8 protein-coding genes are annotated in these 11073 nt (G+C 70.7%); 5 read left to right on the top strand and 3 right to left on the bottom strand.

The features are described from left to right. The first annotated feature begins 18 nt into the window (after window positions 1–18). From ABIC63_RS18210 to ABIC63_RS18200, 3 genes are all read left to right on the top strand, one after another. On the top strand, window positions 19–966 hold the full coding sequence (locus tag ABIC63_RS18210) for a trypsin-like peptidase domain-containing protein (RefSeq protein WP_354320826.1): 948 nt from the start codon (window positions 19–21) through the stop codon (window positions 964–966). A gap of 86 nt (window positions 967–1052) precedes the next feature. Continuing rightward, window positions 1053–1334, top strand: a complete 282-nt coding sequence (locus ABIC63_RS18205) for an ATP-binding protein (RefSeq protein WP_354320825.1) — start codon at window positions 1053–1055, stop codon at window positions 1332–1334. Window positions 1335–1615: 281 nt separating this feature from the next. Further along, window positions 1616–2284 (top strand): universal stress protein, encoded by a 669-nt coding sequence (locus ABIC63_RS18200; RefSeq protein ID WP_354320824.1) that lies wholly within the window; start codon window positions 1616–1618, stop codon window positions 2282–2284. 47 nt (window positions 2285–2331) lie between these two features. Here the strand turns inward: ABIC63_RS18200 and ABIC63_RS18195 are convergent, their stop codons facing one another. Then, window positions 2332–3660: a M16 family metallopeptidase gene (locus ABIC63_RS18195; RefSeq protein WP_354320823.1), complete on the bottom strand. Its 1329-nt coding sequence runs from the start codon at window positions 3658–3660 to the stop codon at window positions 2332–2334. 3 nt (window positions 3661–3663) lie between these two features. Then, window positions 3664–3921 (bottom strand): helix-turn-helix domain-containing protein, encoded by a 258-nt coding sequence (locus tag ABIC63_RS18190; protein WP_114803182.1) that lies wholly within the window; start codon window positions 3919–3921, stop codon window positions 3664–3666. 192 nt (window positions 3922–4113) lie between these two features. Here ABIC63_RS18190 and ABIC63_RS18185 point away from each other — a divergent pair, with 192 nt between their 5' ends. Both ABIC63_RS18185 and ABIC63_RS18180 read left to right on the top strand, forming a co-directional pair. After that, complete coding sequence (locus ABIC63_RS18185) at window positions 4114–5847, top strand: ShlB/FhaC/HecB family hemolysin secretion/activation protein (protein WP_354320822.1); 1734 nt, start codon at window positions 4114–4116, stop codon at window positions 5845–5847. A gap of 35 nt (window positions 5848–5882) precedes the next feature. After that, window positions 5883–9179: a two-partner secretion domain-containing protein gene (locus ABIC63_RS18180; protein ID WP_354320821.1), complete on the top strand. Its 3297-nt coding sequence runs from the start codon at window positions 5883–5885 to the stop codon at window positions 9177–9179. Here the strand turns inward: ABIC63_RS18180 and ABIC63_RS18175 are convergent. Continuing rightward, on the bottom strand, window positions 9145–11070 hold the full coding sequence (locus ABIC63_RS18175; RefSeq protein ID WP_354320820.1) for a sensor histidine kinase: 1926 nt from the start codon (window positions 11068–11070) through the stop codon (window positions 9145–9147). The genes ABIC63_RS18180 and ABIC63_RS18175 overlap by 35 nt on opposite strands. Window positions 11071–11073 lie beyond the last annotated feature (3 nt).

Raw genomic sequence — 11073 nt, 5'->3', positions numbered from 1 at the left:
ACTTGTTGGAGATAGACCTTGGCCAGTAAGCATGTCGTGCCTTCGCCTGACGCAGTTTTTAGCAGCCCTGACCCATTCGAGGAATTTTTAGCCCGGCGCACGCCTGAAGAGAGAGCTTCGATCCTCGCGCGCCAGAAGCAGGCCAATCTCGGCTACACGGCTGTGCGCTTACAGTGCCTTGATTCCGCCGGACAAGAAATCAGGGGGGCATATGCTTCCGGATTTGTGCGATTGGAAGGCGGCAAGAACTTCCTCTACACCTGCTGGCATGTTGTAAGCGGGTACGGGGCGCCCCTGAGGCTCGCGGTAAAGCACCGCCAAGACCGGGCGGCACTTCGAGTGTTCGTACAGCTCGTCGAAAAGCGAGGCGCGTATGAGGCAATCGGCGGTTTGGACCAGCTGGATCTACCGTTGCTCGATTCGACCGGATTGCCGCTGTGGCTCCAAGAGCCTGACGAGCAGGAGCAACCCGACCTAAACGCGATCGGGCTTCGAGTGCCTCGCAACGTCGACGTGGTGAAGCTCGAAATGCCCTCCTCCTTCGCAGTCTCATCTCTCACGCTTCTTCGCGAGGAATTCAGTTCGATAGGGCCACTAGCTGGCGACAGGATCTCGGTCGTTGGCTATCCACACGGCTACAGTGCTGATGGAGAAGATGACCTCACCGCCGTGGTGCTCACCAGGAATGTGGCGGCGGGGATGACGCGGCAGGGCTTACCTCACAGATTAATCGTGGACGGGCCAGGTACGCCCGGCATGTCTGGCGCACCTGTCTTCATATGGGATCAGCAAGGTCATCCGCGCTTGTTTGGCATCTATTCCGGGATCATCCATCCCGGGACCGGACGTTTGCAACATCACGAGTACGCAGCCTCATTGGGGGAGTGCTTCCGTCTGTGCAATCTGTGCGGAGAGAATGGGCCCGGGCTGGTCGCGTCAGGTGCGCTGCGTCGGCGCTCGGCATAAAGTTCCGGTCCTAGCGAGGCGTCGAGATCCTCGCGAACATCAGCTTCCGACCCCATTGCCGTCGGTCGCGCGTATACACGTCGGGGTTGCTCAACGACCGCATTGAGGCTGAGAAAGTGAACGTCGTCCTCCGCCGACCGACCGCAACCGCTGCAAAGCCGCCGCTGAAGACGGGAGGCGTGGACACCGGCCCCGATGTCCCGCCCGAATACCAAGCACGGGTCTTTGACCGCTTCTTTCGTATGCCAGGCGGCAACACAGACGGCAGCAGGTTGGCGGCGCGGCTTGAGCAGGAAGCTACTGCTGGCGCCACGCTCGGCGAGATCAAGAGCCGCCGTGCCGGCGGACCTGCCCAGCCGGGCATTTGACAGAGCGCAAATCGCGTTCCTGAAGGACGCGCACGATGGCGACATCCCTTCTTCGTCGATGGGATGCGTCCGTTCCGCCTTGAGCGCCGACGCGGCGAGACGCTCGTGCCGTCGGCGCATGCGAGAGGCGCAACCATGTCGACCCTAGCCCGATCCATCCTCGTCCACCTCGACAGCTCGCCGCGCGGCTGAGACTCGCGGCGGAGCTCGCGCAGGCCTTCGATGCGCACTGCCATGCGCTCCCGTGCGTCCTCAGCGCGTACGAGCGCTACCCCTACGCCATGGATTTCACCGGAGCGGCGCTGTCGTCGCTCCAGACCGTGGATCGGGAGGCGCTCGACCGGGCCCGGACGACCTTCGACACCGTGGCCGCCGACACGGACCGCATCGGCTGGCTGTCGCCGCGCGGCAGCACGCCCTGGGCCTTCGCGCAGTGCGCGCTGTTCCACGACCTGGTGGTGCTGGGCCAGCGCGATCCGTCCGATCCGCAGGTGGACGAGGTTTCCGCCGGCTTTGCCAGCGCCGTGATGATCGCGAGCGGCAAGCCCACGCTGATGGTGCCGTGGCCGGGCCGCTTCGACATCCTGGGCCGGCGCGTGCTGGTGGCCTGGCGGCCGACGCGGGAATGCGCGAGGGCCGTCACAGCGGCCATCCCGTGGATGCGGCTTGCGCGGGGCGTCGACCTGGTGTCGTATTCGGACGCGGCCCTGCAGGGGCTGGCGCCGTTGAAGGAGTACCTGCAACAGCACGGCATCGACGCCGTTGTGCATGACGGCGGGCGCGAGCACGGCGACGCGCCCGAGCGCCTGCTGTCGCTCGCCGCGGATCTGGGCTCCGGGCTGCTGGTCATGGGTTGCTGGGGCCACAGTCGCGTTCACGAGTGGGCGACGGGCGGCATGACGCGGAGCGTGCTGGCATCGATGACCCTGCCGGTGTTGATGGTGCACTGACGGGCGACTCACGCCGGGCGCAGGCGCCGGCTCCGTGCAGCCTGCGTCTACCCTCGCGGCAGCGCGCTCAGGCGTGCCGACAGCGCCTTGGCCTGCCGTGCCGTGGCGGCCTTGCCCGTGATCGCCACCGCCGGCGCATGCGCGAGCATGCCCTCGAACACGGCGCGCACTTCATGGGCGCCGATGTCCTCGATCAGCGCCAGGGCCTCGTCCATGGGCATCACCGTGCCGGTGGCCAGCAGCTCTTCCACCGCCTGCTCCATCGTCCCGTAGGTGCGTTCAGCGGTGCGCACGCGCGACACGGTCAGCTGGTTGCGCGCGCGTTCCAGGTGCACGGGATCGACGGCCGTCGCATGCGCGCGCAGAAGGTCGCCGGTGGCCGTGACCAGCGCGTCCAGCTTGTCCGGCGTGGTCACGGCACTGACGACGAAGTTGGCCCAGATGTCGCCCTTGTCGACGCTGGCGTCCACGGTGTAGGCCAGACCCAGCTTCTCGCGGATGGTGTCCGACAGCGGGGACGACATGCCGTTGCCCAGCAGGTTGGCGGCCAGCTGGGCCGTGAGGCGCCAGCGTGTCTGCGCCACCGCATGCGTGTCCGACGGCGCGATGGGATAGGCGATGTTCACGAACACCTGCGACACCTGCGTGAAGCGCCGCGCCAGGGCCTGGCCGACGTAGGCGGCAGGCGCAGGCGCCTGCGTCGCTGATGCAGCGGGTGAGGCCGGCATGGCGCCGAAGAGTTCTTCCGCCAGCGCCATCCAGCCTTCGACGTCGAAGTGGCCGGCGGCCGCCACGATGGTCTTGCCGGCCACGTAGTGCGCCTGCACATGGCGCACGAGATCGTCACGGCGGAAACCTTCGATGTTCTCCAGCGTACCGATCACCGGCATGCCCATCGGGGCATCGCCCCAGATGGCGCGGTCGAGCAGGTCGTCGGTGCTGTCCTGGGGGTCCTCGTCGTACTCGATGGCCTCCTGCCGGATCACCTCCAGCTCGCGCTGCAGTTCGTGCTCGGGAAAGGTGCTGTTGAGCACGATGTCCGCCGTCATGCGAAGCAGGTCGTTCGCATGCCGACCCAGGCCGGTCATGAAGTAGGCGGTGCTGTCCTTGCCGGTGAAGGCGTTGACGTCGGCCCCCAGGCGCTCGGCGTCGAGGTTGATGGCCTGCACCGAGCGCGTGGCCGTGCCCTTGAAGGCCATGTGCTCCAGCACATGGCTGATGCCGTTGGTGGCCGGCGTCTCGTCGCGCGAGCCGACGCGAAGGAAGACGCCGACGCTGGCGCTCTGCACCTGCGGCATCGGCACGGCGAGCAGGCGCACGCCGTTGGGCAAGGTGCGAAGGACGGTGGCCGCGGGCGAGCGGGAGATCGACGCCATCGTTCAGCGGTCCTGCGGTGGCTGCGGCTGCACGCCGATGCCGTACAGCGCCAGCAGGCCGACCATGTGGCCGACGGAGACGCCCGGCTCGCCGGATTCGATGCGGCCGATGGTCTGCACGTGCACGCCCAGGCGCGCAGCCGCGGCGGCCTGGCCTTCGCCGGCGGCCAGCCGGGCCGCCTTGGCCGCGGCGCCGAGGGTCTGGATGGTGTGGAGGGCGTCGTCGCCGATGTCGGTGGAAATGCGCTTGCCTTGGGCCATCGGGGCATTGTCGCTGGCAGCCCGGCGTGGGGCTGCGCCACGTCGGCCCCATCACGCCCGCATCGCGCTGTCAAGGCCATGAGTATGGCTGTCGAGCCCTGTGCCGCCACTTCCATACTGCCCGCCAGACAGACCAAGCGGGGCATGACAAGGGTGATGGATGCGGATTCGGCACAACGCAGCCTGCCACGCATGAGGCGTGCGAGGGCATGGCAGGCCGGCGCGTGGTGTGTCGGCACGCTGGCCGTCGGCGCCTGGATGCCCTCGCAGGCGCAACCCCTGCCTGGCGCACAGGCACCCGTTCCGCCGCGCCTCGAAAGTGTGGTCATCCTGGGCCGCTCGGGTGTTCCGGCGGAGCGGCTGCAGGCCGCCGTGGCGGACCTGCAGGGGCAGCCGATGGACGAGGCCCTGCTGGAACGTGTGCGTTTGACGGTGGCCGCAGCCCACGATGCGGCAGGACTGCGGCTGGTCAGCGTGGACCGCCCCCTGGCACAGGGTGGCGTGCTGCTGGTCCGGGTGCATGCTTTGCGGGTCGCGCGCATCGCCGTGCTGGCCGACGACGGGACGACGGACGGTTCCGCCGTGGGCCTGGAGGCTGTACACGCGGCGCTGCCCGCGCTGCGCGAAGGCGAGAGCCCCAATCTGGACGTGCTGGACCAGCAGCTGCGACTGGCCAATCTGCAGCCGCACCGGCGCTGGGCGCTGGACTTCCGGCCGGTCGACGCGCCTGCGGCGCCCGCTGCGCCGCCCGCGCCCACGCAGTCCTTCGACAGCCAGCCGGGTCAGACCATCGCCTCCGCGCAGGACACGCCGCGCACGCAACCGCCGCCGGGGCGTCCGCGGCTGGCGCCCCGCGATGTCCCGCCGCCACTGGAGACCCGCGTGCGGGTCGAGGGCGACGGCGCGTTCTACGGCCGTGCGCTGCTGGACAACGCCGGCCAGGAGGCCACCGGCCGCGAGCGGGCGCGCGTGCAGCTCGGCCATGGCGATCTGTTCGGCGCGGGCCGGTCGCTGGACCTCACGGCCATGACCTCGCTGCGCCAGCCCTCGCGCCAACACCAGTTCGCGCTGCGCTACCAGCAGCCGCTGCCGGCTTGGAGCAGCCTGCTGTCGGTGGAACTGCAGTCCTCGCGCAGCCGGCCCGGGCGCGTGAACGACTACTTCGACGTGGCCGGCAACAGCGACGGCGGCGTGCTGGCGCTGCGCCGGCTGCTGCCGCGCGTGGCCGGGCTGGAGCCCTATGCCGAGGTGGCGCTGGAGTACGCGGTGCATGAGGACGTGATCGATTTCTCGGGCACCAACCTCGGCGGCAAGGTGGGCATGGCGCCGTTGGCACTCGCGCTGGGCGCCACCTGGCAGAGCGGGCCCTGGCGCGCATTCGGGCAGGTGCAGTGGCGGCACAACACCGGCTGGGGCGCCCATTCCTCGGCGGCCGACTATGCCCGTGCCCGCGCCCAGGCGCCGGTGCACTGGAACAGCCTGCAAGTCGCGGCCGAGTTGCGCCGCACGCAGGGCGCCGGCCAGGAATGGGTGCTGCGCGCGCAAAGCCAATGGAGCGACGACGCGCTGGTGCCGGCCCAGCAGATGCGCACCGGCGGCGCCATCCTGGTCCGCGGCCTGGAAGAAAGCGAGCTGTCCGGCGACCGGGGCCTGGCGCTGGCGACCGAGTACTGGTGGCCGCTCGGCGCTGGCCATCGCTGGGGCCTGATGCTGGATGCCGCCGCCCTGCATCGCCAGGCGCCGCAGGCGGGCGAGGCCCGCTCGGCCAGCGCCGTGACGGCGGGGCTCGGCTGGCAATGGCAGCCCAACGCGGCCCGCGGCCCGCGCCTGTCGGCCGCCCTGGGCCAGGTGCTGCGCGAGCGCCATCTGCCTGTGAGCCGGCGCGGCGACCGGCGGCTGCACCTGCAGCTCGACTGGCCCTTCTGATGTGCGGCATGGGCTTGCGCCCGCAAAGGCTTCCGATGAAACCCAACACCTGCTCCGCGCGCCGCCCGCTTCGGCCGAGGCGACCGCTGCGTCTCGCACCGCTGGCCCTGGCCGCGCTGCTCACCTGCGCCCCGTCGGCCCGCGCCCAGTTGCCGCTCAATGCCCAGCTGGTCAACGGCTCGGCCGTGATCAACCAGTTCAGCAACGGGCTGCAGATCATCAACAGCCCGGGCGCCATCCTGAACTGGGACAGCTTTTCCATCGGCGCCAACCGCACCGTGCGCTTCGACCAGCAGACGGCGCTCAGCGCCGTGCTCAACCGCGTCACGGGCACCGCCTTCAGCGACATCCAGGGCACGCTGCAGTCCAACGGCCGGGTGTTCCTCATCAACCCCAACGGCATCGTCTTCGGTGCCGGTGCGCGGGTGGATGTGGCCGGGCTCGTGGCTTCCACGCTGGCACTGCGCGACGAGGACTTCCTGGCCGGCAACTACCGCTTCGCCTGCGCCAACGCCATCGCCTGCGAGTCCGGCGTGGACGTGCTGAACCCGAATGCCAACCGCATCCTGCTGCAGGACGGCGCGCAGATCACCACGCGCACGGCCGGCGAAGGCGGCCAGGTGTGGCTCATCGCGCGCGAACGCATCGTCAGCGAAAAAGGCAGCCGCATCGAGGCCCCCAGCGGCCAGGTGATCGCCGCCGCCGCGCGCGAGGTCAGCATCGCCAGCCCGCAGCTGGGACAGATGACATTCACGCTCACCGGGCCCGTGGGCAGCCGCGTCGACCTGGCCGGAGAGATCGAGGCGCCACGGGGGGCGGCCGGCTTCTTTGCGGACACCGTCCGGCTGGCCGGGCCGGTGAGGGCGTTGTCCGATCCTCGGGCGGCGGGGCAGATCGTGGCGCGCGCCGCCAGCGAACTTCGCGTGGAAGGCGATGCGCGGCTGGACGTGTCGGGCACGCCCGGTGCCGATGCGGGCGCGATCCGGCTCTCGGCCGGCCAGACCGTGCGCCTGGCCCCGTCGGTGGACGTGGCGGCCGATGGTGGTACTGCCGTGGCGGGCCAACCCCTGGCCACCGGCGGGCTGATCGACATCGAGGCAGCGCAGGTGCTCCTGCCACCGGCGACGCGAGTCGTGCACGCACGCGGCCATTCCGCGGAGGGCCCCGACCTGAGGCAGTACGGCCGCGTCGACGTGCGCGAAACGGGCGAATTCACCTACGAACGATCCAGCCTCGTCGAGTTGACCGGCACCGGGCAGTCCACCAACACGGCAGGACCGGTCGGCAACGGCGGCTTCCAGTGGCAGAGCAGCGATTCGGCGGACACGCACACGCTGGTCGATGTGGCGCAGGCCGGCGACGGCCAGTACGTCGTGCTCACCGTGCAGCGCCTGGAAAGCGGCGTCAGCACGTCGACCACCGCGGCCGACGAAACGCACACCGAGTCGCAGAGCCGATCCGTCTTCGAGACCTATACCCTGCGCCGCATCGACGCCACGGGCCGGGTGGTGCAGACACTCGCGGTGGGCACCCAGACCCGGTCGAACACCGACACCGCACCGGCGACGGAATACAGCGTGAAGGGCCTGAGCCAGGGCGGGTGGGTGATCGTCGAGCGCGGCGGCAGCGACCGGATGCGCTTCCTCGACGCCAGTGGACGTGAAGCCGCCACGGTGGCACTGGCCTCCGGCAGCGTGGTGCAGGTGCTGGCCAGTGGCGGTGTCCTGGTCGACACCGGGGATGCCGCGACACGCCAGGTGTACGGCGCGGACGGCCGACGGGTGGCCAACGCCGCGGCAGTCCTGGCGGCCGAGCCGCCGACGGTCGCCGTGGCGCCGGGACGGCCGGATCTGCAGTTCAGCGTGCAGCCCGGACTGGACGAACGTCGGGGCTGGCGCATGGGCGCCGACGGCACCACCGTCGAATACGTGGACCGCGCCACGGGCGAAGTCGAGCGCAGCGTGCCGATGGCGGACCTGCGCGGGCTGACGAATGGCGTCGGTGTCGATGCCATCGCCTATCCGACGCTGACGCTGCGGGGGTCGCCGGTTCAAAGCAGCGCCGCCAGCGGAGGACGATCCGAGTTCAGCGAGACCACCAGCGGCGCGCTGCTGGACGGCCAGTTTTTCTTCCGGCTGCCCGACAGCAGCAGCCGCAGGGTCTCCGAGCGCACCTCGGCGTCCACAGAGGCCATGCACTACGACGAGAGCCTGGCCGGCGTCCGGGCCGTCGGCTTCGGCCGCCAGGTGCTGACCGTGAGCACCCTGGCTCAGCAGGGCCAGCGCGAAGGCCTGAATTCCAGCTCGACCGAGGCCCGCACGCTGGCGGTCAGCGAGTTGCGCCGGGTGCTGGTCCAGACGCCCGAGGCACTGGCCACGGTGACTGCCTCGGCAGCCACGCCGCCGCAGCTGGCGACCGCCCCTGGCCAGTCGAATGGGGTGAGGGAGGTCCCGCCCCCCGCGCCACCGCCACCATCGCCTCCGCCTCCGCCTCCGCCTCCGGGCCCTGGCCCTGGCCCGGCTCCGCAGCCGCCATCTCCAGCGCCACCGCCGTCTGCGCCTTCACCTACGCCGGCGCCAGCGCCTGCGGCAGCGCCCACCGCGCCCCCGGTACCGGCCGCGCCCGCGCCGGGCGTTGCGCTGGTCCCAGAGCCCCGGCCCAGCGATCTGCCACCGCCGCCGCGCCCCCTGTTCGAGCCGGGGCCGCCGGCACCATCGAGCATGCCGGGCGTGCCGGCTTCTGTGGTGCGCGACGACAGCGGGGACGGTGGGCTGGCCGAGTGGACGCAGGCGGCGGAGGACGTGGTGCGCGAGACCCTGGGCGAGCGTGGACTGAAGCGCTTCCGCGAGGCCGAGTCGCGCCGCGAGCAGGACGGGGTGCTCGCCGAGGCTGGCTATGCCCAGGCCGTGGGCCCCGAGCTGTACCAGGCCACCGAGTACATGGGGCCGCACATGCGCCAGGCACTGTTCAAGGGGCTCGGCACGCTGCAGGGCCTGGGCTACGGCGAGGGCGAGAGCGACCCCTTCTGGGAAGGCCTGCAGCGCGCGCTGACCGTCAAGAAGTCCAGCACCAATCCCGACGGCACACCCGGTGTCGCACGCACGCCGCTGGAGGTGCCGCTGGGCATCCTGGCCGCCGAGCTGGAACAGGCCGAGACGCCTGCCGAGCGCGACGCCGTCCGGGCCCGGATCCTGCGCGAGATGGTGATCGCCGGCCGCGAGGAAGCCGGCGAGACCGTGGACGACACCGAGGATGTGGTGATCTACGAAGGCGCGAAGGGCGGCACGCGCGTCGTCATCACGCCCGAGGGCGAGGTGCGGCAGACGCAGTGACGCGTTCCGTCGCGGGACCGGCCGCCGCGCCGGGCGCGGCCGCAGGTCCCGGTGCGGCGGCCGGCAGCCGCAGCCGGACCAGGGTGCCGGGGCCCGGCCGGCGGGGCGCGACCACCAGATCCACGCCGGCCTGCCGTGCACGCTGCGCCATCGATGCCAGCCCGTTGCCGCGTCCCTCGCCCAGGCCGCAGCCGTCGTCCTCCAGGCGCAGCGCGATCGCCGTCGGTTCCGCCTCGGCATGCACGACGAGCGTGGTGGCGCGGGCGTGCTGCAGCACGTTGGAGATGGCCTCGAGCAGGATGTACTGCAGGTGCCGCATGGCGGCTTCGGTGGCGCCCGCCCAGGGCGGCAGCATGGGGACCGACCATTCCAGCTGCAGGCCGGCGTCCTCGATGCGCCCTTGCAGGCGAAAGCGCAGGCTGGCCAGCAGGGCATTGACGTCGCCCAACGGCAGGTTCAGCGCGTCGATGGACAGGCGCAGCTGGTCCAGCGAATCGCGCAGCGTCTGCATGACCTGCGCCCGGGATGCCTGGCCGCCTTCGATCTGACGCATCGCCGTCACCAGGTGGGCCCCGGCGCCGTCATGCATGTCGCGAAGGATGCGCTGGCGCTCCGCGGCCACCGACCGCTCCACTTCCAGGCTCTGCAGCCGCGCGTGCTGCACGGCCAGCTCGCGCTCGCGCTCCGCCAGACGCGATTGCAGCGACTGCTGGAAGCGGTCGACCTGCCGGCGTGCCTGCTGGAACCGCGTCCCGGCGATGCACAGCACGGCGATGTCCACGAACATCGCAGCCAGGACGGTCCAGCCCAGTGCTTCGTAGCCCGCTCCCAGGATCCGCGCCAGCAGGACGTCGCGCACCAGGCTGGCCCAGCCGATGAGCAGCATGGCCAGCATCCACAGGCGCGCGCTGTCGGGTCGGACGCCTGCGCGCCAGAGCGTCCATCCCAGGTGCAGCGCCAGGGCCAGCCAGGCGGTCACGAGCGCGACCATCCATGCGGTCACGGCATTGGCCGCCACGAGGGGCGGCAACCACCATCCGGATGCCGCGACCATCGGGCCGGCAGCAAACAGCGCCCACGCGAGGCGCGACTCCACGTGGGGCCGCCGCTCCCAGACGCTGCGCACCAGCAGGTAGGTGATCAGGCATCCGAGCCAGAAGATCAGCAGCGTGATGCGGAACCACAAGGGCCAGTCGAAGTGGTCGCTTTCCCAGGTCAGCGTGGCGATGCGCAGGCTCCACAGCAGCACGCAGCCGGCCGCCAGCAGGTACAGGCGTTCGCGTTGCTGCAGCCACAGCATCAGCGCGAAGGCGGCGATCATGGCCGACAGCAGCGACACCGCGCGCGGCAGGGTGACGCGGCGCCATTCCTGGGTGTCCCACGCCACGCGCATGGTGTGCTCCGGTCCGACCTGGACCACGCCGATGCCGGCGCGCCGACTGCTGTCGGCGCGGATGACGATTTCCAGTTCGTTGTCCGCCCTCAGTTGTGCGACGGGCAGCAGGATCAGCACGGGCCGCTTGTTGGACCAGCCGTCGTTGATGCGGTCGATGCGGCCAGCGGCGCCTACCACCGCGCCATTGAGCCGCACACGGTAGGCATTGCCGATGCGCCCGATCATCAGGGCCATCGACTCGGCGCCAGCGGGCATGTCGGACTGGAAGCGCAGACGCAGCACGGCCCAGCCGGCCTGGCGGGGGCGAAGGACGTCCCAATGCAACGGCAGTCGAACTGGCAGGGCCTGTTCAGTGCCACCGCGCGCGAGGCGGATGTCCACCACGCCCGTGTCCAGCGTCTGCACGCCGGCTGCATGGGCCCACGGCGATGCGGCGACGCCGGTCAGCACCAGCAGCAGCCACAGCGCCAGCGATGACAACGGCGCCCGGCCCACGGC

Source organism: Pseudacidovorax sp. 1753 (assembly GCF_040544975.1).
Taxonomy (GTDB): Bacteria; Pseudomonadota; Gammaproteobacteria; order Burkholderiales; family Burkholderiaceae_C; genus Xenophilus.
Note: the sequence above shows the minus strand (reverse complement) of the source record. Positions and strands in the feature narration are given on the sequence as shown.